The organism is Thalassospira sp. CH_XMU1458, assembly GCF_037027205.1.
Taxonomy (GTDB): domain Bacteria; phylum Pseudomonadota; class Alphaproteobacteria; order Rhodospirillales; family Thalassospiraceae; genus Thalassospira; species Thalassospira tepidiphila.
Genome location: NZ_JAYMDW010000001.1, coordinates 1,575,843 through 1,601,346, shown reverse-complemented (window position 1 = coordinate 1,601,346; position 25,504 = coordinate 1,575,843). Strand labels below are relative to the sequence as shown.

25 protein-coding genes are annotated in these 25,504 nt (G+C 54.6%); 8 read left to right on the top strand and 17 right to left on the bottom strand.

The genetic code is table 11. The annotated features are described in order from the left end of the window. Positions 1-357: 357 nt before the first annotated feature. Positions 358-522 (bottom strand): YdcH family protein, encoded by a 165-nt coding sequence (locus WBY09_RS07180; protein WP_008891661.1) that lies wholly within the window; start codon positions 520-522, stop codon positions 358-360. A gap of 115 nt (positions 523-637) precedes the next feature. Here WBY09_RS07180 and WBY09_RS07175 point away from each other — a divergent pair, with 115 nt between their 5' ends. Then, a complete protein-coding gene (locus tag WBY09_RS07175) occupies positions 638-1,255 on the top strand; it encodes a UbiX family flavin prenyltransferase (RefSeq protein ID WP_064779464.1) in 618 nt (205 codons plus the stop codon). Between the two features lie 12 nt (positions 1,256-1,267). Here the strand turns inward: WBY09_RS07175 and WBY09_RS07170 are convergent, their stop codons facing one another. Together WBY09_RS07170 and WBY09_RS07165 are read right to left on the bottom strand one after the other, a co-directional pair. Further along, positions 1,268-1,732 (bottom strand): TIGR02444 family protein, encoded by a 465-nt coding sequence (locus tag WBY09_RS07170; RefSeq protein ID WP_197145477.1) that lies wholly within the window; start codon positions 1,730-1,732, stop codon positions 1,268-1,270. Positions 1,733-1,760: 28 nt separating this feature from the next. Beyond that, a complete protein-coding gene (locus WBY09_RS07165; RefSeq protein ID WP_210513932.1) occupies positions 1,761-2,867 on the bottom strand; it encodes an ATP-dependent 6-phosphofructokinase in 1,107 nt (368 codons plus the stop codon). 120 nt (positions 2,868-2,987) lie between these two features. Here WBY09_RS07165 and WBY09_RS07160 point away from each other — a divergent pair, with 120 nt between their 5' ends. Next, positions 2,988-3,194: a YdcH family protein gene (locus WBY09_RS07160; protein ID WP_008891665.1), complete on the top strand. Its 207-nt coding sequence runs from the start codon at positions 2,988-2,990 to the stop codon at positions 3,192-3,194. Positions 3,195-3,241: 47 nt separating this feature from the next. Here WBY09_RS07160 and WBY09_RS07155 read toward each other — a convergent pair whose 3' ends face one another. Next, entirely contained in the window at positions 3,242-4,054 is an 813-nt protein-coding gene (locus tag WBY09_RS07155; protein WP_252723956.1) for a GGDEF domain-containing protein, read from the bottom strand. 283 nt (positions 4,055-4,337) lie between these two features. On the opposite strand from WBY09_RS07155, the gene purE reads away from it, so the two are divergent. From purE to WBY09_RS07140, 3 genes are all read left to right on the top strand, one after another. Continuing rightward, positions 4,338-4,838 carry a 5-(carboxyamino)imidazole ribonucleotide mutase gene (gene purE, locus WBY09_RS07150; protein ID WP_336232351.1) on the top strand — a complete coding sequence of 167 codons (501 nt, stop codon included), beginning with the start codon at positions 4,338-4,340 and terminating at the stop codon, positions 4,836-4,838. A gap of 103 nt (positions 4,839-4,941) precedes the next feature. Beyond that, positions 4,942-6,027 carry a 5-(carboxyamino)imidazole ribonucleotide synthase gene (locus tag WBY09_RS07145; RefSeq protein ID WP_336232350.1) on the top strand — a complete coding sequence of 362 codons (1,086 nt, stop codon included), beginning with the start codon at positions 4,942-4,944 and terminating at the stop codon, positions 6,025-6,027. Positions 6,028-6,206: 179 nt separating this feature from the next. Continuing rightward, complete coding sequence (locus WBY09_RS07140; RefSeq protein ID WP_336232349.1) at positions 6,207-6,887, top strand: thermonuclease family protein; 681 nt, start codon at positions 6,207-6,209, stop codon at positions 6,885-6,887. 113 nt (positions 6,888-7,000) lie between these two features. On the opposite strand, the gene WBY09_RS07135 is transcribed toward WBY09_RS07140, so the two are convergent. The 4 genes from WBY09_RS07135 to WBY09_RS07120 are packed head-to-tail and all read right to left on the bottom strand — an operon-like array spanning position 7,001 to position 9,974. After that, a complete protein-coding gene (locus WBY09_RS07135) occupies positions 7,001-7,696 on the bottom strand; it encodes a COQ9 family protein (RefSeq protein WP_063088977.1) in 696 nt (231 codons plus the stop codon). Then, complete coding sequence (gene def, locus WBY09_RS07130; RefSeq protein ID WP_336232348.1) at positions 7,697-8,281, bottom strand: peptide deformylase; 585 nt, start codon at positions 8,279-8,281, stop codon at positions 7,697-7,699. A gap of 51 nt (positions 8,282-8,332) precedes the next feature. Beyond that, positions 8,333-9,565, bottom strand: a complete 1,233-nt coding sequence (locus tag WBY09_RS07125) for an HlyD family secretion protein (RefSeq protein ID WP_336232347.1) — start codon at positions 9,563-9,565, stop codon at positions 8,333-8,335. Further along, entirely contained in the window at positions 9,558-9,974 is a 417-nt protein-coding gene (locus WBY09_RS07120) for a hypothetical protein (protein WP_064789307.1), read from the bottom strand. The genes WBY09_RS07125 and WBY09_RS07120 overlap by 8 nt, the downstream gene beginning before the upstream one ends. Positions 9,975-10,335: 361 nt before the next feature. Here WBY09_RS07120 and rpsU point away from each other — a divergent pair, with 361 nt between their 5' ends. Further along, on the top strand, positions 10,336-10,539 hold the full coding sequence (rpsU, locus tag WBY09_RS07115) for a 30S ribosomal protein S21 (RefSeq protein ID WP_008891676.1): 204 nt from the start codon (positions 10,336-10,338) through the stop codon (positions 10,537-10,539). A gap of 152 nt (positions 10,540-10,691) precedes the next feature. Here rpsU and WBY09_RS07110 read toward each other — a convergent pair whose 3' ends face one another. The 7 genes from WBY09_RS07110 to WBY09_RS07080 all read right to left on the bottom strand — a co-directional run bounded on the left by WBY09_RS07110 (position 10,692) and on the right by WBY09_RS07080 (position 19,226). Continuing rightward, positions 10,692-11,456, bottom strand: coding sequence for an SDR family oxidoreductase (locus tag WBY09_RS07110; protein ID WP_336232346.1), 765 nt, complete (start codon positions 11,454-11,456; stop codon positions 10,692-10,694). Positions 11,457-11,593: 137 nt separating this feature from the next. Beyond that, positions 11,594-12,181 carry a hypothetical protein gene (locus tag WBY09_RS07105; RefSeq protein WP_197145484.1) on the bottom strand — a complete coding sequence of 196 codons (588 nt, stop codon included), beginning with the start codon at positions 12,179-12,181 and terminating at the stop codon, positions 11,594-11,596. A 119-nt stretch (positions 12,182-12,300) separates the two neighbouring features. Continuing rightward, entirely contained in the window at positions 12,301-13,698 is a 1,398-nt protein-coding gene (locus WBY09_RS07100) for an NAD(P)(+) transhydrogenase (Re/Si-specific) subunit beta (RefSeq protein ID WP_063088968.1), read from the bottom strand. A 12-nt stretch (positions 13,699-13,710) separates the two neighbouring features. Further along, a complete protein-coding gene (locus tag WBY09_RS07095) occupies positions 13,711-14,142 on the bottom strand; it encodes an NAD(P) transhydrogenase subunit alpha (protein WP_008891680.1) in 432 nt (143 codons plus the stop codon). Next, positions 14,135-15,298 (bottom strand): Re/Si-specific NAD(P)(+) transhydrogenase subunit alpha, encoded by a 1,164-nt coding sequence (locus WBY09_RS07090; protein ID WP_008891681.1) that lies wholly within the window; start codon positions 15,296-15,298, stop codon positions 14,135-14,137. The genes WBY09_RS07095 and WBY09_RS07090 overlap by 8 nt, the downstream gene beginning before the upstream one ends. Before the next feature lie 771 nt (positions 15,299-16,069). Next, complete coding sequence (locus tag WBY09_RS07085) at positions 16,070-17,449, bottom strand: ABC1 kinase family protein (RefSeq protein ID WP_336232345.1); 1,380 nt, start codon at positions 17,447-17,449, stop codon at positions 16,070-16,072. Position 17,450: 1 nt separating this feature from the next. Next, positions 17,451-19,226, bottom strand: a complete 1,776-nt coding sequence (locus WBY09_RS07080) for a M3 family oligoendopeptidase (RefSeq protein WP_336232344.1) — start codon at positions 19,224-19,226, stop codon at positions 17,451-17,453. A gap of 417 nt (positions 19,227-19,643) precedes the next feature. Between WBY09_RS07080 and WBY09_RS07075 the strand changes: the two genes are divergently transcribed. Together WBY09_RS07075 and WBY09_RS07070 are read left to right on the top strand one after the other, a co-directional pair. Beyond that, the gene (locus WBY09_RS07075; RefSeq protein WP_336232342.1) at positions 19,644-21,464 is read left to right on the top strand and encodes an AMP-dependent synthetase/ligase; all 1,821 of its coding nucleotides are present in this window, start codon (positions 19,644-19,646) and stop codon (positions 21,462-21,464) included. A gap of 27 nt (positions 21,465-21,491) precedes the next feature. Beyond that, complete coding sequence (locus WBY09_RS07070; protein ID WP_008891685.1) at positions 21,492-21,914, top strand: ATP-binding protein; 423 nt, start codon at positions 21,492-21,494, stop codon at positions 21,912-21,914. Positions 21,915-21,924: 10 nt separating this feature from the next. Here WBY09_RS07070 and WBY09_RS07065 read toward each other — a convergent pair whose 3' ends face one another. Next, entirely contained in the window at positions 21,925-22,728 is an 804-nt protein-coding gene (locus WBY09_RS07065; protein WP_336232341.1) for a DUF4197 domain-containing protein, read from the bottom strand. Positions 22,729-22,853: 125 nt separating this feature from the next. Further along, on the bottom strand, positions 22,854-25,445 hold the full coding sequence (clpB, locus tag WBY09_RS07060; protein WP_336232340.1) for an ATP-dependent chaperone ClpB: 2,592 nt from the start codon (positions 25,443-25,445) through the stop codon (positions 22,854-22,856). Between the last annotated feature and the right edge of the window lie 59 nt (positions 25,446-25,504).

The window sequence follows — 25,504 nt, the reverse complement described above, 5'->3', positions numbered from 1 at the left end:
AATTCGGACGCATGCGGAGCTATATGCTCGTAAATCGGCATCATAATACCGATTTAATTTACACATACCCCTTAGACATTGGTAGCGCCCTGTAATCCTTGGTTTCTGCGGATTACAATTACTCAAAACAGATACGTGGTTGATCCCCTCAGTCAGGGATTTCGTATCTGTTTGCAGCTATATGATGAATGTGGGAAGTTGCCCGTGATTTTGAAGTGCAGACATAAAGTTGCCGCCTCAAGCGTGGGCGTTAAGATGAGGCGGCAAAAGCAAGAGTTAGGAAATCTTTGAGGTCGTCAAACCGTTCGCATGGGGGATCGCGTGTTCTTGATCACGCGTTTGGCCATGCCACAACGGCTAATGGGTTATTCGGTTTATCTCGTCCTTGATTTCAAGCTTGCGGCGTTTAATGTCTGCAACAACGGAATCGTTGGGCGCCGGGCGGCGCGTCTCGAGGTGGAGTTCCTGCTCTAGTGCAGCATGTTTGGCAGTTAGAGCTTCGATATGGCTTTGAACGCTCATTCGCCTACTCCTTATATCTGACATTGCCCACAACAAGATGGTATTAATTTCGTAACATGATTTCCAGTGTTTCGATCAGAAACGTGAACAAGAACACAGCCCGGCAAGGATTGGCATGACGCAAAAAGATCGACTTATCATTGGCATAACCGGCGCATCGGGTGTGATTTACGGCATACGTTTTTTACAGTTGCTGAAAAATACGCCAATCGAGACTCATCTGGTTCTTTCCAAAGCAGCCGAGCGCACCATCGCCTATGAGACCGATTTTAAAATCCGCGAAATCAAGGAGATGGCTGACGTTGTCCATGACAATGCCGATATCGGTGCATCGATTGCGTCGGGTTCCTTTCGCGCCCGCGGTATGATCATTGCCCCCTGCTCGATGAAGTCTCTGGCCGAGGTCGCAAGCGGAGTCGCAGATAATCTGATCGCGCGTGCCGCCGACGTGATCCTTAAAGAGCGTAAGCGTCTTGTCCTGATGGCGCGTGAAACACCGCTTCATGCCGGCCATATCCGCAACATGGCGCTGGCCACGGAAAACGGCGCAATCATTGCCCCGCCGGTTCCGGCATTCTATGCCCGGCCGCAATCACTTGATGAAATGGTGACACAAAGCTGCGGACGGATTCTTGATCTGTTTGAGATTGATCTGCCCGAAACAGCCCGCTGGGGCGATACCGAGGCCGCCAACCCAATCCCGGTCACCGGCAAACCCAAAACACGCGAATAGAATAACCGCGCGCTAGGCGATCCCCATCATCCGGGTCAGGTCGCCAAGCGCCTTGTCACAAGCCTGCTGATCCAACGCGAACCGGTTGGGGGACAAATAGGCATGGGCGGCGGCCATCCGATCATCACTCGGCACGGTTTCAACCGCTTCGCACAGGATGTGCTGTTCTATGCGTTCGGCCTGCAATTCGTCTGATTTGACCTTCTGGCGCAATTCCTGTGCACTGATGCGCGGATCATCGCGCAGGTGTCGCCGTGTCTGGCGCAGTGGCTTGATCACGTTTTCGCGCCAGTCGCGCACAGATGCCTCAAGTGCTGAAATGCTTAGTGGTGCCAATCCCTTCTGACCCAGAAAGAACATGAAAAGCAGCATGTTCACATCAAGGTCACAACGTTCCTGAAGATCAAGGCACATCTTGGCGACGCCATCGCGACCATACATCGCGACCGTAAAGGCCCAGACTTCTTCCTGATCCATTCCCAACCTGCTGTGTTTTTATTGGATATCAAACGGTTTTGGCCGTTCTGGCGACTTTCGGCGGATGCCCCATATAGGCGCCAAGCCCCTTGGCGGTCGAGACCATCGTGCCTTGGGTATCAACAAGCCGCGGGCCGACAATAACATCTTCCATCGCAACATCGACGACTTTGCGCTGTTGCCAGGCGCAGACACGATCAAATTTCTTTTCTGCGATCAAATCCACCGCATGCACCCCAAAGGCCGATGCAATCACACGGTCACGCGGCGATGGTGTGCCACCCCGCTGGACATGCCCCAACACCGTCACACGGGTTTCCCAGCCGGTGCGTGCGCCAAGCTCGTCGGCAAGCCAATGGCCGATGCCGCCATAACGGACTTTCTGGCCATCATCGCCAAGGGTTACCGCCGATCCATCATCACGTTTGACCGCCTCGGCAACGATCACCAGCGCATGGTTGCGGCCGCTTTTGCGGATATTGAGGCAATGCTGGCTAAGCTCATCAAGATCATAATCCATTTCCGGGATCAGGATGACATCCGCCCCGCCCGCAACCCCGGCGAACAAGGCAATATGTCCGGCATCACGGCCCATGACCTCAAGGATCATGATCCGTTCATGGGATGCCGCGGTGGGTTGCAACCGATCAAGGGCGTCGGTTGCGACATTCACCGCCGTGGTAAAGCCAATGGAATATTCCGTCTGGGCAAGGTCGTTATCAACCGTCTTGGGGATCCCCACCAGATTGATGCCGCCCATCTTGGCCAAACGATGCAGGATCGCCATGCTGCCATCGCCGCCAATGCCAATCAGGGCATCAAGGCCAAGCTTGTGATAGCCTTCAATGACTTCGCTTGATCGGTCGGCAAAGCTGCCATCAGGCATCGGATAATGGAACGGATCGCCCTTGTTCACCGTGCCAAGGATCGTACCGCCAAGGCGCAACAACCCGTCACTATTGACCTGATCATTAAGGTCAATGGCCTGGGGCGGGTCCTGCATCAGGCCATGGGTTCCCTGACGAATACCGACAACATCCCAGCCATAGCCAAGAACCGCACGGCGGACCACCGCAAGAATAACCGCGTTCAATCCGGCGCAATCACCGCCACTGGTCAAAACTCCGATGCGCATTTGTTTCCTTCCCGATCGTGGCAAATTTGTTTTACAGGGTGGTACAAATCATATGGGTTGCCAACATGATATCTGGTATTATCACTGTCCCCTCGCATTGGTTATTAAGCTGGATCAAAAATGGACGAAATCAATCAGATCGAGATTGAAAAGAGACTTCTTTCGCTCCGCGAGGAACACCGTGATCTGGACGTCGCCATCGAACAAATGGTTCAGGCCCCCCATCATGATCAACTGCGTCTTGGCCGCATGAAAAAGCGCAAATTGGCCTTAAAGGACGAAATCCTTTATATCGAGTCGCAGCTGGTCCCAGACATTATCGCCTGATTTGCCACCGGCCACGCCAAAATCTGCCAGATGAAAATGGGAAGTAATCAGATGCCCTGCGGAATGCGATCCAGCCGGGCCAGATACATTTCCTTGTGCGCACGCAGGGCCGCATCTGTCGCCTGAAGGGCCGAGGCCGGTGTATCACCGCTTTGCGCATGATAAAGCCCGAAGACCGGGACAACCGGGATCGGTTTGCCTTTGTGCGTATAAGGATGTTGATCAAGCCATCTGGTGATGGCGTCAACGCGTTGCCAGATATCTTCCTCGTCAACGTTATACATCAGGGCCGCAAAGTCATTGCAGCCGAGATATCCCAGATGATGCGGCGCCATGATAAAATCAGCCATGATGCGCCGGACATAGTTAAACAGGCCTTCTTTGCAATCCTGCCCGTGAAGTTGCAGGATGTCGTCAAGATTGGCCAATTCGCACATCAACACCATGCGGCTTGTCCGATCCGCGCCAACCAGTGACATTTCGTTTTCAAGGATCTGCATGAAGGCCTGTCGGCTGATCGCGCCGGTAAAGGGATCGCGGCCTTCATTGCGGGCCAGATGAGTCTGGCGTTGCTTCAGTTCGTTGAGATTTTCGGTCAGGCCATTGATGCGCACCATCAGGCGACCTATCGCCTGTTCTACCGCAGGTGTCACCTGTTGGTCGGGAATACCCAGAACGTTTGCGATATCGGGGGTGTGATAGGGCGTCTTGTCGACCGCATCCGGTATGGCGTCAGTGTCGATATCAACCTGATGGTCCTGATTTGGCGCACGACGACGGCCCGCATCCTTGCCATATGCAAGAATCCCGTAAGGGCTTGATGGATATCGTCCATCCCCGCCCCCCATAGAGGGTGTCATTGATCCTGGTCTTGTGACTTTCATGTCTGACCTTCGCGTGCTACCTGCACAGTTATATAAGGCAATGGTAAATAATAGATCAAAAACGCAATTAATTCACCAAGATTTTCAATCCTGAGTGACATTGACTGCGATTTGCCATTACTTCATGAATTTCTTAATAAGGTCAACATCATATACAAGACTTTTCCCGATAAGACAATCCCGCAAGCAAGCTTGCATGATAGAACTTGCTGCATATAATGCGGGCCTTCATGAAACCGCCCGAAACGGAGCCGCCAATATGAGCGATCAAATCCCGGTCATCGGCATTATCATGGGAAGCCAGTCAGACTGGGAAACCATGAAAAATGCAGCAGATGTCCTTGATGCGTTGAACGTCGCGTACGAGACCAAGATCGTCTCCGCCCATCGCACGCCGGATCGCCTGTATGACTATGCCAAAACGGCAAAGTCGCGCGGCCTTAAGGTCATTATCGCCGGTGCCGGCGGTGCCGCCCACCTTCCGGGCATGGCAGCGGCCATGACCCCGCTTCCGGTTCTGGGTGTTCCGGTTCAAAGCCGCACCCTTAAGGGCCTTGATAGCCTGCTTTCCATCGTTCAGATGCCGGGCGGCGTTCCGGTTGGCACCCTTGCCATTGGTTCTGCCGGTGCCAAAAATGCCGGTTTGATGGCAGCCGAAATAATGGCGCTGATGGATGATGGCCTTGCCGCCCGCCTTGATGACTGGCGCGCAGCCCAGACCGCATCGGTCGCAGACGAGCCGGTCGACCCGGCACCCTGATCTCCTGATCTGAAAAAGGCGCCCCCGACGGGGCGCGTTTTTGTTTGATTGCACCAGATTTGACGATTGCCCGACAGATGGGCGAGTTTTGATCGAGGAATACATGACGGATTTCGACACGCGCATCATCGCCCCGGGCAGCACCATTGGCATTATGGGCAACGGTCAGCTTGGCCGTATGGCAGCCTTCTGTGCGGCGGAGCTTGGCTATAAGGTCCATGTGTTTGGCCCGGGTGCCGATAGCCCGACCGAACAGGTCTGCGCCAAGGCGACCGTTGCCGATTACAGCGACCTTGATGCACTGCGCGCCTTTGCCGAGGATGTCGATGTTGTGACGTTTGAATTTGAAAACGTCCCGCACGACAGCGTCAAACTGCTGGCGGATCTTGTGCCGGTTCGTCCGGGCTGGAAATGCCTGCATATTTCGCAAAACCGCCTGCGCGAGAAAACGTTTTGCAATGATCATGGTATTGGCACCGCGCCGTTTGAGGCGGTTCGATCCCTTGCTGATCTTGAGGCCGCCGTTGCCAAGCTTGGCCGTCCGTCGGTTCTGAAAACCACCGAACTTGGCTATGACGGCAAGGGACAGGTCAAGATTGCCGCTGATACCGACCTTGCCGAAGCCTGGTCTGAAATGGGCGGAGCCGAGGCCATCCTTGAAGGCTTCATCTCGTTCGAGCGCGAAATTTCCGTGATCGTTGCCCGTGGCGTAAAAGGCGACACCGCATGTTTCTGCCCGGTCGAGAACGTGCATACCAATCACATCCTTGACGTCACCGTTGCCCCGGCGGAAATCGCAGACGATCTTTCGAAAAAGGCCGAAGACATCTCGATCAGGCTGGTCAGCGCGATGGAATTTGTCGGGCTTCTGGCGGTTGAAATGTTTGTCACGACCGATGGTGACATTTTGGTCAATGAAGTCGCCCCGCGTCCGCACAATTCCGGTCACTGGACGATTGATGCCTGCATCACCAGTCAGTTCGAACAGTTCATCCGCGCTGTTTGCGGCCTGCCGCTGGGCGATCCGACCCATCATTCCAAGGCCCGCATGAAGAACCTTTTGGGTGACGACATCAATGACTGGCAGGCAATTTTGACCGAGCCAAATGCCAAACTGCACCTTTACGGCAAGGCCGAAGCAAAGCCCGGCCGCAAGATGGGCCATGTGACCTGGGTTCTGCCAAAGTAAGGCGTCCCCGACGTCCAAGCAAAACAAGAAATTGCCCCGGATACCAAGTGCGTCCGGGGCTTTTTCGTATGTGATTCATAACGTTACACAAAACATCACCCGGCTGGCATTTTATGCCCAGTTGATTGGCATCCGGTTTGCTGTTGAAGGGGCAGGAAACTCTTTACGGATGACATGTGATGAAAAAACTTCTGATCATTCTTTCACTGACCCTTGGCCTGATTGCTGTCGAAAGCCGCACGAACCAAGCCACAGCTACACCGGGGGCCGCAGGCTTCCCGGATGTGATCGAAGGCGACAAGCTGCGCTTTGGTAATCTGATTGTCGAACTGTTTGGCATTCGCGCGCCAAAACCCGGCATGATCTGCCGGGCCGGTTCGGTCGAATTCCAGTGCGGGGCGGCGGCGGCCCAGGCGCTTGATCGCATCATCGAAAACTATGCGATCAAATGTCAGCAGGTCTCGGACGTTCAACTGTTCCCGATGTTGACCGAATGCCAGATGGGTCAGGTCGATCTGAACCGTCTGATCCTGCGCGCCGGTTGGGCGATGGTCGATATGGTCAGCTGCGACACCCATCCGAGCTGCACCACCTATCTGCGCGATCAGCAGTTCGCCAAGGACAACAAAAAGGGCATCTGGATGGGCACCCCGCCGTCCGAACTGGTCGCCCTTGCCGCCAAGCCGGCAAAATATGACCTTCAGGAAGCCGATGACACCAACGCGCTTAAGACCCTGATTGAGGATGAGTTTGAACCACAGCGCCCGGAAAATCCGATCGAGATTGATCTGGCGTCTGAAATGGAAGAAGCCAACAAACCCGACATGACGCTTTTAAGCTTCCTGACCAATACCTTCTGATCAGGCCGCATCACTGCGTCCGCAAAAGTTTCCTTCCCTCAAAACTTAAAACGCCACCGGCACAATGCACGGTGGCGTTTTTGTTTTCATCGGGCTTTTTGACGGCCTTTGTATCAGCCACCAAACTGGCGGCGCATCCGGCCCGGTGTCGGCATGCAGCGCGCAATCTTTGCCCCCATTTTAAACGGGGCGGCGGCAAACTTGCCAGCCTTGCCAATCTTGGCGGTAATTTTCGGGATCTGCATGACATTGCCAATCCGGCGATCGAGGAATGCCCAGCTATCGGCATGGCCTTCGGACGTGTCATCCAGCCAATAGGCAAGGGTTGATCCATAGACACCCGCCAGCAACATGCGCTTGGTGTACCAGTTATGATCGGTGGAGGTATCACCGGCTGCCACCCACATCGCATCCACCGTCCCATGGGTCAGTTTTAGACCAAGGGCGGCGTTTTGCGGCAGGGTCATAAACGCAAGAGCCGCACGAACAGTGTCCTTTTGCCCCTCGACCAGCTCAAGGCGGGTTTTGACCGCCGTCGCGATGCGATCACGAATTTTCAGGTTCTCAAGGCCCTTTTCATCAAGGGCGGCGATCATCTTGCGATCAGTCATTTCGACATAGGTAACGATGGCCTGACGAATGCCATTGGGGAGCAAACGATCCACCTCGCCCGGTGCAAGATCAAGGTCTTCTGCCCCCGCATGAAGTGCCTGTTTGGTCCAGCCATCGAACGGCACATGTTCAAGGGCTGCCTCGACCAGTGCTTCGCGCTGGGCTTGCAGACGGGTCATGCTTTCAGTAACAGACATTCAGGCCTCCTCGTCATCAGATCCGGCGTCGGTCGCAACCGACTGCCTAAAGGTAGTCTCGGGCGGGTTTTCGCGCAATTCCTCGTTAAAACCAAGCAACGACATATCTTCCATACGTTCGGGATACATCACCCCGATCAAATGATCATATTCGTGCTGAACCACGCGGGCATGGAAACCACCGGCGGTGGTTTCCACAGCTTCGCCCTTCTCATTTAACCCGCGGTAACGGATTTTGTTCCATCGCGGCACCACACCCTGAAGGCCCGGGATCGACAAACATCCCTCCCAGCCATCAACGATTTCATCGCCAATCGGCTCGATTTCCGGGTTGATCAGAACACTTAAGGGCACCTCGCCATCGTCGGGATCATCGCTTTTGCGAAGGGCGGGCACGTAATAGACCATGATCGCCAAGGACTGAAACACCTGCGGCGCCGCAAGGCCAACGCCCCCGGCATCCTTCATGGTATCCTTCATATCAGCAATCAGGCGCTGAATTTCGGGATCAAGCGGGTCTTCGACACGGTCTGCAACGCGGCGCAGAACCGGGTGGCCCATCCGGGCAATTTTAAGGATCGACATGGCCCTATATCCAACCAAAAACGACCGGCTGTAAAGTCCTAATGCCCGGCCCTAGTGTCCCGCAAAGACCAGAGTCTGGATCGGCCAGATCAATGCCTGCACGCGCAACAGGACGGCATGCACCGCACCCACTGTTTGCACCATATGCAAAAACAGCCAGCGCCCCGTTCCGATATCAGGATCTTCAAGCTGATCATGGGTGTTGGTATAGGCATTGGCGACACATTTACTGCCAAGTGGCACATCACGGATCGTTTCCGGATAAAGCGGCACCATCTTGGCAAGGAAGGTGCCCGGCCTTGCGCGATCAGTGATATCAAGCAACTGGTCCGTTGGCCGGAATTGGCCAGCGGCAATCACCGGCTGCACGTCGGTTACCACCATCGGGATGATTTCAAACGGCAATGACGCACAGGTGACCTCGGTAATCACACCGGGCTTGACCACCTGTGTTGCGATCTGGGCAAAGCCCGCCTGATAGATCGTTTCCCCGTCCTTTTCCGGGATCAGGATTCCCGCCGGGCGTAGGACCGGACTGACATAATCACCAACTTGCAGGGCAAATTGCTGGATCTTTCCGGCCACACCGGCACGCACCACGGTTTTGGAAAGCTCCGCCTCTGCCGACCTTAGTGCCGCTTGCGCATTGGCAAGCTGTGCCGGAAGCAGGCTTTGAAGCTTGGTTTCAATCACTGTCATGCTTGCAAGCGCGGCGTTCAGCCCGCCTTGCCGGGTTGTCAGCGATACTTCCAGGCGTTCGACCTCGCGGCGTGATACCGCATTGTTCCCGCGCGACAAAAGATCGGCTTTGACTTCAAGCTCGTCGCGCACCTGATTATAAGTACCGCGGGCCTGTTCGACATTGCCCTCGGCGACGGCAAGGTCAGCACGGGTGACATCCATCTGGGCGCGGATTTCGGCAATGCGCTGCTCGGCCATGGCGACGGCTTCGCGTTCCACCCGGTTATCAATGCGAAACAGCGGATCACCACCGGCCACGACCTGATCATTTTCAACATAGATCTCGACCACACGCCCGCCTTTTTCCGGCAGGATCGTTACGGTTCGGAAGAACGATGACACATTCACCGTCGATGGATGGAAATAGAAAATAGTCGCAATAAGCGTGATCGTCAGGATCGCGCAGCCAACAATGCCATAGCGCAGCTCATACCAGACGGAAAACAGGGTGATTTCCTTGCCGATCCGCTTGCCCTGCTTGTAACGGCGAAACAGGTAGTCGGGCAGGATGGTGAACAGCGAACACAAAAGAAGCTCAAACATCTTTGGCATTCTCCTGCGTCGTCACTGGCTCTGACGCAACGGGCGAGTCGTCGACAACAGCCCCCTTGTTGCGCGCCATTGCCTTGACGGACTGGGCAATCGACTGGAGCGGGCTATAGAAATCCGGCACCTGAACCACCGCAATCACAAGGGCAGCCAACCAGAACAGGTTGTTATGGGTAAACAATGCCAGAAGGGTCAGGATACTGATGAGCTGGATTTGCGTATGGTTGGCGTGATGGGCCATGCGTTCGGGAAGTGCATGCAGGCTAAGATAAAGTGCCCCAGCACCGAACACCGCCAACACCACGAACCACACAACAATGGTGAATAAAACATCTGTTTCACCGGGGGCTGTGACAAAAAACGGCGCATGTGCAATCGCCGTTTCGCGCAAACCACCTTCCATTTCCCATCCTCCGAGCTGTTTGCATATCCCGCCCGGAAACCCGGGGAAACCAGATCATGTACCCGATCAGGATCAGGCAATAGATGTTGTTATCTCAAAGCATTATAACAACCTTTAATTCATTTCTACCATATGGTTATCGCCACATGGTTTTAAAGCAACCAAACCGGAAAACCCGGTAATTGCCCAAAGGGTTCGCCAAAACGCGGCCAATAAACGCCCAAGGCGAATATCCCCTTCCCTCTTTTCTTTTTGCCAGATTTGCACTATATACAGCCCACGGTCAGTTTGACCGTAAATCCAACCGGGGGGCATTCCGCACTCCGGGTGTTTTTGTTTTTTTGAAAGGAGCGTGGTTTCCGTGCAGGTAATCGTTCGCGACAACAATGTCGATCAGGCTCTGAAAGCGCTTAAGAAAAAGATGCAGCGCGAGGGCATTTTCCGTGAGATGAAACTCCGTCGCCACTTTGAAAAGCCGTCGGAGAAGAAAGCTCGCGAAGGGGCGGAAGCAATCCGTCGTGCCCGCAAGCTGGAGCGTAAGCGCATCGAGCGCGAAGGCTTCTAGTCTTTTTCACTTTCGGGGTATCTCGAACGTGACTGTACGATCGAATTTAGTTCGCTAAATTCGGACCCGTGCGCCAAGCCCGCCTCGGAGCAATCCGGGCGGGTTTGGTTTTTCTGGGCCTTGGCCTCGGTCATGGCTTGGTCAAGAATTGATCAGGCAGCCTTGCAGATCGAGTTGCCACCATCGGCCAACATGGCCGACCCGGTGACAAAGCTTGAATGGTCGGATGCCAGAAACAATGCCGCCTTGGCAATTTCGTCTGGCGCGGCAATCCGACCGAGTGCATGGAACTTTTCCACCATTGCCCGTGCTTCCGGATCATTGGCAAAGCTTGCCGCCATCGGGGTATCTGTTCCGCCCGGCAACAAGGCATTTACCCGCACATTGGCGCCGCCATATTCCACGGCCAGACATTGCGCCATCCCGATTAGGCCCATTTTACTTGCCGCATAGGCCGTCATGCCCGGCAGGCCAATGGTATGTCCAACAAAGGTAGAAGTAAAAATAACCGATCCGCCGCCGCATTTGGCAATCGCGGGCATCTGGTATTTCGCCCCGAACATGGCTGATGTCAGATTGGTTCGAATGGTTTCATCCCACTCCCCAACATCAATATCGCTCAGCGCACCGGGTGATCCGAGGGTTCCGGCATTGTTGAACCCCACATCAAGCCCGCCATATTCACCAATCGCGGCATCAACCAATGCCTTGGCAAACGCCTCGTCGCAGACATCCCCGGCAAGGGCAAATGCCTTGCCGCCTGCCCCATTGATTTCCGTTACAACCTGATCAAGTCGATCTTCCGAGCGCGCCGCAAGCACAAGCTTTGCCCCTTCCCGGGCAAACAGCTTGGCCGATGCGGCGCCGATCCCGGAACTTGCACCGGTGATGATAACAACCTTGTCTTCAAGCAACATGATCTATCCAATCCATCTGGCACCGGCCCAGTTGAGTGGCCGGTGCGGTTAACGATGGCAAAAGGATATGGGGCAGAGCCCAGTGTTGCTCGCCGGTTTCGGACCTCACGTTCGTGTCTCGCAGAAACCCGGATGTATCAGTTACCCGATACCCACGCCCGGACGTCATCCATCATCGTCGGCTCATAGCCAATCGGATCAGGTATCGGCTCAGACCGCACAATGATGCCCGACTGGGTGCGATAGACGGTATAAAGCGTATCTTGCCTGATATCGGTAAAGGTCGAACTGCCATATTCGGCATCGACCAGGAAATTCCATTCCGCCAGATAATTCATCAGATCCAGCGCATCGCCCTGCCCCAGATCGTAGGCCATCTTCGGCTTGGTGTTTTCATCATTGATATCGCTATAGCGCCCCTCAAAGCGCACCAGCTTATAGCGGGCATCCATGCCCATCACATTGGCCCAGGGTTTGAGTTTAATGAACTCCGCATCAATCCGCCACTGATCACCATAAATCTCAAAGATGCCGACATCCCCGCCTTCACCCGCCGCCAGATGCGCCTCGAACAAATCCTCCTCAATCGGCTCGAAATACATCTTTGCAATCGGCTCCTCGGCCGTCAGCCGGACATAGGTCAGGATCGTCAGCCCCATGGACGCCACCAGCGCCACAGCAAGCACAACCACCAAAAGCAGAGAAACCCTTACCAACCGAAACATGCGACCTTCCGAACCAAAACTTCAGGGCGAAGCATGACAGAACTATAAGACGTTGTAGCGCCGAAAAAAAGGCGGCCCCATGGGAGCCGCCTTTTGTCGTTTCAAACCGGATGGTTTGATCAGTTGTCGAGATGCATGACGATTTCTTCGCACATCTTTTTGGCATCGCCGAACAACATCATGGTGTTGTCCTTGAAGAACAGTTCGTTCTGGATGCCAGCGTAACCGGCTGACATGCCGCGTTTGACGAACAGGACCGTTTTGGCCTTTTCGACTTCAAGGATCGGCATGCCGAAGATCGGGCTTGCCGGGTCGGTTTTGGCTGCCGGGTTGGTGATGTCGTTTGCACCAATCACGAAGGCAACGTCAGCCGATCCGAAATCACGGTTGATTTCTTCCATTTCCAGCACGTCGTCATAGGGCACGCTGGCCTCGGCCAGAAGCACGTTCATATGACCCGGCATACGTCCGGCCACCGGATGGATGGCGTAGCGGACTTTGACACCCTCGGCTTTAAGGATATCGGCCATTTCACGAAGCGCATGCTGTGCCTGTGCGACGGCCATGCCATAGCCCGGCACGATGATGACGCTCGATGCGTTCTTCATGATGAAGGAGGCATCATCGGCCGATCCGGATTTGACCGAACGATCACCATCACCGCCTGCACCGGCGGCTGCTTCGCCCTCTGCGCCAAAGCCACCAAAGATGACATTGAAGATCGAGCGGTTCATGCCCTTGCACATGATGTAGGACAGGATCGCACCCGACGCGCCGACAAGCGCACCGGTAATGATCAGCGCACTGTTCTGAAGCGTAAAGCCGATGCCACATGCCGCCCAACCCGAGTATGAGTTCAGCATGGAAACAACGACCGGCATGTCTGCCCCGCCAATCGGAATGATCAGCGTAACACCCAAAACAAGGGCGAGTGCAACAAGGATCCAGAATGCGGTATGGCTTTCGGTCACCACCAGGATGACGCCGAAGACAACAATGGCAATCCCGATGGCAAGGTTAAGCATATGCTGCCCCTTGAACCGGACAGGCGTGCCTGAAACGATGCCCTGCAACTTACCAAACGCGATCAAGGATCCCGTGAAGGTAATCGCACCAATCGCAACACCAAGGCCCATTTCAATCAGGCTGGCCGCACCGATATTGCCCGCCGTTCCGATGCCATAGGCACCCGGCGAATAAAGGGCAGCACCGGCGACAAACACCGCCGCCAGACCAACCAGTGAGTGGAAGGCCGCAACAAGCTGTGGCAGGGCGGTCATCTGGATCTTAAGCGCGATGACCGTACCAATCGCACCACCGATCAGAATACCGACGATGATGGTTGTGTATGACAGCACAGCCGGGCTTGCCAACGTGGTAAAGATGGCAATTGCCATACCCACCATGCCAAGGATGTTCCCGGTCCGGGCCGATTCAGGTGACGAAAGTCCGCGCAACGAAAGAATGAAGCAGACCGAGGCCACCAGATACAGGAAAGCCGATAGGTTTTCCGACATTGTGTGTTCCCCCTACTTCTTTTTCTTGAACATATGCAGCATGCGCTGGGCGACGATGAAGCCACCAAAAATGTTGACCGAGGCCAACACCACCGCAATGAAGCCCATCATTTTGGAGAAGTTCATCTCCACCGGGCCTGCTGCCAGAAGCGCACCGACGATAATCACCGACGAAATGGCGTTGGTCACAGCCATCAGGGGTGAATGAAGGGCCGGGGTAACTTTCCACACGACGTAATAGCCAACAAAGCAGGCCAAGACGAAAACGGTCAGGCCAAGAACCGTCGGGCTGACGCCTGATCCCTGTACCGCAACCGCGGCCGTGCCAGCGGCATCGGACGCACCACTTGCCAGACTATCGGCAAGCTTTGCGGCCTTTTCCGCAAGGCCAAGGGCGGCATCGCGGAGTTCATTTGCATTCTGGGCTACGGATTGATCAGCCATTTGCGACCTCCTCCCCGCCGAATTTCGGATGAACGACCTTTCCATCATGGGTCAGGCGCGTCTCGGCGATGATCTGGTCCTCGCCATTAAACGACAGCGTGCCTTTGTCCTTATCGACAGAAAGGGTGATGAAGTTCAAAAGGTTCTTGGCATACATCGCCGTTGCATCGGTTGCGACGGAACTGGTGATGTTGGCAGGACCAATCAGCTTGACGCCATTATCGGTCATCACCGTTTCACCAAGCTTCACACCGGCAACGTTGCCACCACGCTCAGCCGCCAGGTCAATAATGACCGAGCCCGGTTTCATGCCCGCCACCATATCGGCGGTGACGATTTCCGGTGCCGGACGGCCCGGAATAAGGGCCGTGGTAATGACGATGTCGGTTTTGGTCAGAACCTCTTTCAGCTTTTCAGCCTGTTTTTTCTTGTAGTCGTCCGACATTTCCTTGGCGTAGCCACCGGAAGTTTCGGCATCAGATGCCGTGTCGTCTTCGACTTCAATAAAGGTCCCGCCAAGCGATTGAACCTGTTCCTTGACCGCCGGGCGTACATCAAATGCCGAGACAACGGCACCAAGGCGCTTGGCCGTTGCAATCGCCTGAAGGCCGGCAACACCGGCCCCGACAACAACAACGCGTGCAGGTGCAAGTGTGCCCGCCGCCGTCATCATCATCGGATAGATGCGGCCAAATTCATGGGCGGCATCCAGAACGGCGCGATAGCCCGCCAGGTTGGATTGCGAGGACAGCACATCCATCGACTGTGCGCGTGAAATACGCGGCATCAGTTCCATCGAATAGCCATCAACACCGGCCTTTGCCATCGCCTCGATCAGGTCCTTGCGATCATAGGGCTCAAGCAGGGCCACAACGGCGGCCCCCTTTTTATAGGCGGTTAATTCGTTGGTTTTGCCGTCAATGACAGGTGGGCGCACCTTGAAGATGACATCGGCATCCTTCACGGTGGTTTTCATTGTTTTGGCAATGGTTGCACCAGCATCGACAAAGCGATCATCCGGTATGGCGGCGTCTATTCCGGCGCCAGCCTCGATTGCAACGTCAAACCCCAGAGCCTTAAGCTTTTTTACGGTCTCTGGCGTGACGGCAACGCGCTTTTCCCCGGGCCATATTTCCTTTGGAACGGCCAGTTTCATCGCGTTTGACCTCCTTCCCTAAATGATTGGTCAGTTTGACAATCCGTCTTCATTCAAAGCAACCGGTTCCAGAACGTCATTTCGCGTTCCTTTTGGACCGATCACCGGGCAACCCTTGTCCAGTTCAAATCATCCGGGCCAGCACACCTACACCTAAAGCGGCCCGAAAAAGAAAAAGGCGGTTCTTCAGCAATCGCAGAAGAAACCGCCCACTTTCCCACCACGCATTACAAGGAAAAAACCTTGCTGACATATCAGGTCCCACCCGCCATTGGTGCTCAGGACAAACAATCAATGACGCCCTGCATGTCTGCGTTGAAAGCAAGATGCGATTTCTGATCCGCAACCACAATCCGAAAAACCGACAAAAAATCACTTTAACTTTATATCAGTTAATATATCGAAAAATCCATTATGTGCGGAAATTCGCACATTTCATTTCCATTATGGAACAGGTCCTGATCCGGATCGTCACACAATAGAACGTTGATTTTTGGCAGTTTCCCCTGTTTTCGCCTCACGTTGTAAGTGAATATTATCTTACAAATAAACGCCCAAGTCTTCATTTATTCCCAAATGGGCACGCAATAGGGAACGTTGCAAACGCAAAAAGGTTCGCAAAAATATTCTCGATTTTTGGGAAACCAAACCGGATCAGACATCAAAAATCGGATTTTCCATCGCGCAGTTTGCCCAAACGGGCACTCGACTCTGCATTGAAAACCCGACTCGCTTGGGTCCGGATATGTTGGTGAATGCGCCTGGCGCGCCTTATTGGTCGGGGCGTTCCAAACCGATCTGGGCCAGTGCATCTTTTTGACGGGCTTCAAGTTTTGCCACGTCAAAATCGCCGACAAGATCGTTAAACAGGCGATACCAATTCACCTCTGCATCAAGACGCAGGAACACCGCGCCAAGCCCGACGGCTGCGCGGTCAACCAGAACGAACTCGCGGGGTGGTTTGACACCGCCGACACGGCGGAGTTCCTGATGAACCTTGCCCGCGACCTCTGCGCCATAGGCGACAGAGTTGGTTTCACCCATCTTGCGTTCGCGGTCATCCAGGATCGGGCCATACACAAAGCTGGCCCAGATATTCAGCACATCAATCAGTTCGCGTGATGGATTTTCAAAACCCCAGCTTTCATAGGCTGAAACAGCCTTTTCCTCGTCCTCGTCACGAAGGGCTTCATAAAGCGTAATCACCGCCCTGACGAAATCGGGCTTGAAAATGCGGATACAGCCGAAATCCAGAAGATTGACCGAAAGGTCATCCCGCAGGGTGTAATTACCGAGATGCGGATCGCCATGGATCACGCCATAACGGTAAAACGGCACATACCAGGCGCGAAACATATTAAGCGCCACCTGATTGCGCGCATCCTGATCGGGATCGCTTTCAAGGAAGTGTTTGAACTTCTGCCCGGTTTGCCAGGTCATGGTCAAAAGCCGCTTGGTGGTCAGCTCATCAACCGGTTCGGGCACATGAACGCAATCTACATCGGCCAGCATATGGCGATAAAGGCGCATATGCTTGGCTTCACGCTCATAGTCGAGTTCTTCGCGCAGGCGGGCGGTGAGTTCTTCCTGAATGTTTTGCGCATCAATCGCGCTGTCATAGCGCTTATAGATCGCAAAAGCCGCGCGCAGTTGCTTAAGGTCGGCCTCAACCGTTGCCGACATATCCGGGTATTGCAGCTTGCACGCCACATCACGCCCATCGGGCAGTGTTGCCTTGTGCACCTGCCCAAGTGACGCGGCCGCCACCGCATCGTGGCTGAATTCGGTGAATTTCGATTGCCATCCCGCCCCCAGCTCGCTTCGCATGCGGCGTTTGACAAACAGCCAGCCCATGCTGGGTGCGTCGGCCTGAAGTTCGGCCAGGGCCTGGGTATATTCCTTGGGCAGGGCATCGGGGATGGTCGACAGGATCTGCGCGACCTTCATTAACGGCCCCTTGAGCCCACCAAGGGCAGAAGTCAGTTCGGCGGCGTATTTGGCGTGATCAATCTCGCCGCCGAACATCTTCCCGGTGGCAAGGCGCGCGGCCAGCTTGCTGGCCGATGCGCCCACCCGTGCATAACGACGAACCCGCCCGCCAAACCTGTTTTCCTCGTTTGCGGCGGTATAATCATCGTCGTTATCACTCATCTCAGGAAAGCTCCTCCAGCTCGTCGATCATGCGTTTGATCATATTAAGGCCCAGCTGCCAGAAGGCCGGGTCCGATGCATCAAGTCCAAACGGTGCCAGAAGTTCCTTGTGCCGTTTGGTGCCCCCAGCCTTCAGCATATCAAGATACTTCTGCTGGAAGCCGTCTTCCGCACCCTGATAAACATCATAAAGCGAGTTCACCAGGCAATCGCCAAAGGCATAGGCATAGACATAGAACGGCGAATGGATGAAGTGCGGAATATAAGACCAGTAGTACTTGTATTCGTCTTCATAACGGATGGCATCGCCCAGGCTTTCATGCTGTACGGCGATCCAGATCTCGCAGATCTCATCGACGGTCAATTCACCTTCGCGGCGCTTTTCATGGACGCGCTTTTCGAATTCAAAGAACGCGATCTGACGCACGACGGTGTTGAGCATATCCTCAACCTTGCCGGCCAGCATGATGCGTTTCATCTTCGGATCACTTTCCGAACGCAGCATCGACTGGAAGGTCAGCATTTCACCAAACACCGATGCGGTTTCCGCAAGCGTCAGCGGCGTATCAGACAGGAAATAGCCCTGCTCTGCTGCCAGCACCTGATGCACACCATGGCCCAGCTCATGGGCCAGCGTCATCACATCGCGGGTTTTGCCGTGATAGTTCAGCAGCAAATAAGGATGTGCTGACGGCACGGTCGGATGCGCGAAGGCACCCGATGACTTGCCCGCACGCGGCGGCACGTCGATCCACGGATTATCAAAGAATTTCTGACCAACTTCTGCCAGTTCCGGCGAAAATTCGCCATAGGCCTTAAGAACGGTCGAACGCGCAGTATCCCAGTCAATCTGACGATCATCATCATCAGGCAGCGGCGCATTACGATCCCAGTAATCAAGCTGATCAACACCGAACCATTTCGCCTTCAGGCGGTAATAACGATGCGACAGGTCGGCATGGCTGTTTTTAACGGCGGTATTCAGCGCATCGACAACCTCGTCCTCGACCTGGTTGGACAGGTTGCGCGACGATACCGGGGTTGGGAATTTGCGCAGGCGATCATCAATTTCCTTGTCCTTGGCAAGGGTATTGGTGATGTGCGCCAGAAGCTTGATGTTCTTGCCCAGAACGTCGCCAATTGATTTCGCGGCTTTCTTGCGATCTTCGACCTTGCTTGATGACAGCATGTTGGCGGCATCTGACATGGTCAGTTCTTCGCCATCAATCGGGAAGCGGAGCTCTGCCATGGTCTGATCAAACAGGCGCACCCATGCGGCTGATCCGGCAACGCGGCGTTCATGCAGGACCTGCTCGACCTCATCCGACAGCTGATGCGGGCGGAAGGCACGGTTTTCATCCAACCACGGGCGATAACGACGAAGCGCTTCGCTTTGTTCGTATTTCGCATCGAGCGATGCTTCTTCGATCCGGTTAATCTCAAGACCAAAGAACAGCGACAGGCTGGAAATGCCGGTCATTTCTTCCTGAACGAACTGATAGAATTGGCCAATGGCCGCGTCCGAGCTATCGCCAGCATATTTAAGCTGGGCGAACGAGCCGATCTTGCCGCAAATTTCGCTGATGGCTTCGTATTCGACAATGGCAGCTGCCAGTTCATCGCCCGACAGGTCATTGAGTTTGCCCTGATAGCTTTTCTGGAACGCCTGAGAGCGGCTTTTGGCATCATCAAGATCGCGCCGAATATTCGGGTCTTTCAGATCGTTATAGAGATCGGTCAGATCCCAGGTCGGCAAATTCTTGTTGATCGCGTTCATTTGTCCTCCAGACAGTCTCTTTGATCATCCTGACCCGATATATAGCCTGTCAAAGCCATAGCACCAGACCTGTTGACAGATACGGTTTCAAATTGCTGGCTCGATCATATCGTTCCTTGCACCATCGACAACCGCAAAGCCATATCCAGCCCAAACAAACTGCAATTTGCAGTACACTTGCACCGGAACAAGGCATTGAAACGCACGTTGCTGTGATATCGGTGACAATTCGGACTTTAAAATGTCATTTTCAGGCTGCGCAATTGTGCAATCCCTGATAACAAATTCATCTTGGAACGTTCGTTTATTCCAATCTGCGCGGCCGTTGTGCAGGTATAAGGTTTATTGCAACGTCCCCATCAGGGCAGCGCAAAGATTGCCCGTTCCCGGGATCAAAAAGTGAGGCAAGGAAACGTCATGACGAGTTTGCAGGATTATGCCGACTGGCAAAACTTGCCGACCATGTTTTTCGACAAGGCGAAGAAACATGGCGATACGCCGTTTCTTTGGACCAAGGACCCCGAAGGCAAGGAATTTGTCCCCACCACCTGGCAAGAGGCCGCCGATCAGGTCCGCGCACTTGCACGTGCGCTTTATGACATTGGTGTGCGTCCCGGTGACCGGGTTCTGCTGGTGTCGGAAAACCGCACCGAATGGGGCATAGCCGATCTTGCCATCATGTGCGTTGGCGCAATGACCGTTCCGGCCTACACCACCAATACCGAGCGCGACCATCTTCACGCGATCGAAGACAGTGGTGCGGCGATTGCCATCATATCGACCAAGAAACTTGCCCAGCCATTTTTGCACGCCGCCCTTGATAGTGGGCGCTGCCGCCATGCGATCATGATGGAAGAATGGGGCCAAAGCTTTGTTGGTGATATCACCATTTCACGCTGGGACGATCTGATTGCCAAGGGGCGCGGACTGACCCATGACGTTGATGCCTGGATTTCAACGATCAAACGCGATGATCTGGCCTGTCTGATTTATACATCCGGCACGGGCGGATCGCCCAAGGGTGTGATGCTGAGCCATGGGGCGATCCTGTCGAACTGCATGGGGGCGTTTGACATCATCGAAACCCTTGGCATTGATGAGGAAATCTTCCTGTCCTTCCTGCCGCTGTCGCATTCATACGAACATACTGCGGGGCTTTATTTCCCGATCAGTATTGATGCCCAGATCTATTATGCCGAGGGGCTTGATAAACTGGCCGCCAACCTGACCGAAGTCCGCCCAACCATCATGACAGCTGTGCCGCGCCTGTATGAGATGCTATATCAGCGCATGAGCCGCATGGTCGAAAAGGAAGGCGGCATCAAGCAAAAGCTGTTTGACCTGACCCTGCGCCTGGGGCGCAAGAATTACGAAGGCGAACGGCTTAACCTGCTTGAAAAGCTTCAGAACTTTGCCTGCGAGCTGCTTCTGCGGCGCAAGCTGCGCCAGCGTTTTGGCGGTCGGATCAAGGCCATGGTATCGGGCGGCGGACCGCTGAATTATGAACTAGGTGTTCTGTTTGTGTCTTGCGGCATTCGCATTCTTCAGGGCTATGGCCAGACCGAATTTGCCCCGGTGGTTTCGTGCAACCGTGCCGAAAACAACAAACTGCGCACGGTCGGCCCGCCCATGGTAGGTGCCGAGGTCAAAATTGCCGAAGATGGCGAAATCCTTTTGCGCGGCGAAAGTATGATGAAGGGTTACTGGAACCTGCCCGACGTGACAGCTGCCGCCATCATTGATGGCTGGCTGCATACCGGTGACATCGGCAAGTTCGATGAACAGGGCAGCCTGATGATCACGGATCGCAAGAAGGACATCATCGTCAATTCCGGCGGCGACAACATTTCGCCCCAGCGGATCGAAGGCCTGATGACGCTCGAGACCGAGATTTCACAAGCCATGGTCTATGGCGATGACAAACCCTATCTGGTGGCGGTTGTCTGGCCGGACGAAGACTTCATGCGCGAATTTGCCCGCGACAAAGGGCTATCCAACGATATCGAAGTCCTTGGCAAAAATGAAGAATTCCGCAAAGTCATCCGTACTGCGATTGATCACGTCAATCAACGCCTGTCGACCATTGAAAAGGTGCGCAGCTTCATGTTTGCCGAAGCAGCCTTTACCATCGACAACGAAATGCTGACGCCGTCGATGAAAATTCGTCGCCACAAAATCCGCGAAGCCTATGCCAAGCAGCTTGATGGCCTTTATCAGCGTAAGCGCAGCGGCCAATAACAAGCCAAACGACAGACCAGATTGACGATGACCCGCCCCAAAGAAATCAAACAAACCCTTACCCTGGTCCGGGGTCTTCCCGGATCAGGCAAATCAACATTGGCCAAGAATCTTTGTCAGGCGACTGGTGCTGTTCATCTGGAAGCCGACATGTTCATGGTCGACCATGAAGGGTTTTACGAGTTTGACGGCACCCGACTGTCGCAAACCCACGCCCGCTGCGAAGCCGAATGCCATAACGCCCTGTCGGAGGGATATGACGTTGTTGTGTCCAACACCTTTACCCGTTTCTGGGAAATGAAGGCCTATATCGACATGGCAGAAAAGCACGACATTCTGTTGCAGATTGTCGAATGCCATGGCCGTTTCGGCAGTATCCATATGGTACCCGACGAAACCCTTGCCGATATGCGCGATCGCTGGGAACCGTTGCCGGAAAAGTACCGCTAAGGGCGCGTCCCTAGTTTACGGTTGAGAAGACCTTTTTGACGATATCGGTGGTCCAACGCGTCGGGTCGCTTCGGATATCGGCTTCCTGCACGGCGATATAATGGAATAAACCATCCATCGCCTTGGCGGTTGCGTGATCCGTCAGCGATGCTTTTAGATCCGGCACAAACGGTAGCTGGTCATATTGTCCCAGCATCTGATCATACAGCGATAACGCCCCGGTGTCGGACAACGCATCGGTTATCACTGGCCGTAGACGCCCTTCGATATCAGTTCCCGACACGCGGCGCAGATACTGGGTCGCGGCATCATCCGGGCCCTGCAAAATGCCCTTGGCATCGGCGACCGTCATCTGGCGCACCGCATTGACCAGAATATCGCCGGCATCCTCCATGGTCTGTTCAGCCGCGCGGTTCATGCGCAATTCGATTTCATCGGCATAGCTGCCAAGCCCCGCCGCGCTTAACAATTTCTGCGCGGTCTGAACTTCGTCGGGCAATGGAATATGCGCAACCGGATCGGCGTTAAAACCATCAACCGCGCCAAGTTGGTCGGTGACCAGTTCAACACCCATATCAAGTGCCTGTTTCAAGCCCTGCTCGACCGTGTCGGATGAAAGCGCGGAAACGCCAGAACCAGAACCACCAGCCGTGCTTCCCGACCCCGATGAGTTCATCGCATCGCCAAGGGCCTCTTTGGCCTTGTCAAAGAACGACTGGGCATTTGCGGGAACGATGGCACCGGCAGCCATAACACCCATGACAAGTGCCACTGCACCGGTTTTAAAAAGGAAATTGGAATTGCGTTTGCGCATCTGCGGCCCTGCGGTTTTTGATTGTTGTGTATAAGCAAACAAGACAATGGCCAAAAAACATGGCCCGAAAAAGACAAAACCCCGGTTAACCAACCGGGGTTTTGCATGTGAGGTATCAGGCGACCTTATTCAACAACCTCGACCTTTTTACCATTAAGCAAAAGGTCATTGGCCTCGGTCGAAACCGGAACAGTGTCACCATCCTTGATCCCGCCTTCGAGGATCTGCATCGCCAGCGGGTTCTGCAGATAACGCTGGATCACGCGTTTGAGCGGACGGGCACCGTAAACCGGGTCATAGCCTTTTTCAGCCAACCAGTCCTTGGCGGCATCATCAAGTTTCAGGGTGATTTTGCGATCAACCAGCAACTTATCAAGGCGACCAAGCTGGATATCGACAATCTTGCTCATCTGATCGCGATGCAAACGATGGAACAGGATGGTTTCATCCAGACGGTTGAGGAATTCCGGACGGAACGATGCCCGAACGATTTCCATGACCTGGGCCCGGACTTCGCCGCTGTCATGACCCGGTTCCTGATTGGCAAGGATTTCCCCGCCCAGGTTCGAGGTCAGAATAATCAGCGTGTTGCGGAAATCCACAACCCGGCCCTGTCCATCGGTCAGGCGACCTTCATCAAGAACCTGCAGAAGGACGTTAAACACATCGGGATGTGCCTTTTCGACCTCGTCAAACAGGACAACCTGATATGGACGACGACGTACCGCCTCGGTCAGGGAACCGCCTTCCTCATAGCCGACATAGCCCGGAGGCGCACCGATCAGGCGGGCCACCGCATGTTTTTCCATGAATTCGGACATATCAATCCGCACCATGGCCTGTTCATCATCAAACAGGAACTGCGCAAGGGCCTTGGTCAGCTCGGTTTTACCGACACCCGTCGGCCCAAGGAACAGGAACGAACCGATCGGTCGGTTTGGATCCTGCAGGCCAGCCCGCGCGCGGCGCACCGCGTTCGAGATTGATCGAACGGCATCGTCCTGACCGACAACCCGCTTGCGCAGCGTATCTTCCATCTCAAGAAGCTTTTCACGCTCACCCTCGAGCATCTTGTCAACCGGAATACCGGTCCAGCGCGAAACCACGGACGCGATGTGTTTTTCGGTAACCGCTTCTTCCTTGATGCCACGCGACGGATCGTTTTCCGCCTTTTCAAGCAGTGCCTGAAGGGCCGGGATTTCTTCGTATTGAAGCTGTCCGGCACGATCAAGCTTGCCATCGCGCATCGCACGTTCAAGTTCACCACGCGCCTGGTCAAGCTGTTCCTTGATATGGGTCGACGCGGCAAGTTCCTTCTTCTGGGCTTCCCACTTCGCGGTCAGCTCAGCAGATTTGCCTTCCAGCTCGGCCAGTTCCTTTTCCAGACGGCCAAGACGATCCTTGGATGCACTATCCTGCTCTTTCTTGAGCGCTTCACGCTCGATCTTGAGCTGGATGATACGGCGATCCAGTTCGTCGATTTCCTCTGGCTTGGAATCAAGCTCCATACGCAGACGCGACGATGCCTCGTCCATCAAATCGATCGCCTTGTCAGGCAGGAACCGATCCGTGATGTAACGGTTCGAAAGCGTTGCGGCTGCCACCAGTGCGGCATCGGCAATACGGACCCCGTGATGAAGCTCGTACTTGTCCTTGATCCCGCGCAGGATCGATACCGTGTCGGAAACCGACGGCTCACTGACAAATACCGGCTGGAAACGACGGGCAAGGGCCGCGTCCTTTTCAATATGCTTACGGTATTCATCCAAAGTCGTCGCACCTACACAGTGCAACTCGCCGCGGGCCAAAGCCGGTTTTAAAAGGTTCGACGCATCCATCGACCCTTCGGCCTTGCCAGCACCGACAAGAGTGTGCAATTCGTCGATGAACAGGACGACCTGACCGGCCTCTGTTTCAATCTCGCTCAGGACCGCTTTCAGGCGTTCTTCAAATTCACCGCGGAATTTCGCACCGGCAATCAACGCACCAAGGTCAAGCGACAGAAGTTTCTTGTCCTTAAGCGTTTCGGGAACGTCACCCTTGACGATACGCAGTGCCAGACCTTCGGCAATTGCGGTTTTACCAACCCCGGGCTCACCAATCAGAACCGGGTTGTTCTTGGTCCGGCGTGACAGAACCTGCACCGCACGACGGATTTCTTCATCACGGCCAATGACCGGATCAAGTTTACCTTCGCGCGCGGCCTCGGTCAGGTCACGGGCATATTTCTTAAGCGCGTCATACTGGTTCTCGGCACCCGCACTATCTGCCGTCCGGCCCTTGCGGATGTCATTGATCGCACCGTTCAGCGCCTGTGCGGTAACACCGGCGTCTGCCAGCACCTTGCCTGCGGTTGACTTCGGATCAAGTGCAATGGTCAGAAGCAACCGTTCAGCCGTGACAAAGCTGTCACCGGCCTTCTTGGCGACTTCCTGTGCCTGATCAATCAGGCGGGCAAATTCAGATGAAAGATAAATCTGACCATTGCCGCCGGAAACCTTTGGCAATTTCGCCAGTTCCTGCGCGCACCGTTCCTGGGCAAGCTTGGGCTTACCGCCGGACGCCTTGATCAGATTGGCTGCCAGACCTTCTTCGTCATCAAGCAGCACCTTAAGCAGATGAATCGGGACAAATTGTTGATGGCTTTCACGCAACGCAAGCGATTGCGCTGATTGCAGAAAACCTTTTGACCGATCCGTAAAGTTTTCAAATTCCATTCCTGTCACTCCTTGAGCCAACAGTATTCAAACGATGTGGACCTTCTTGGAAGCGTCCA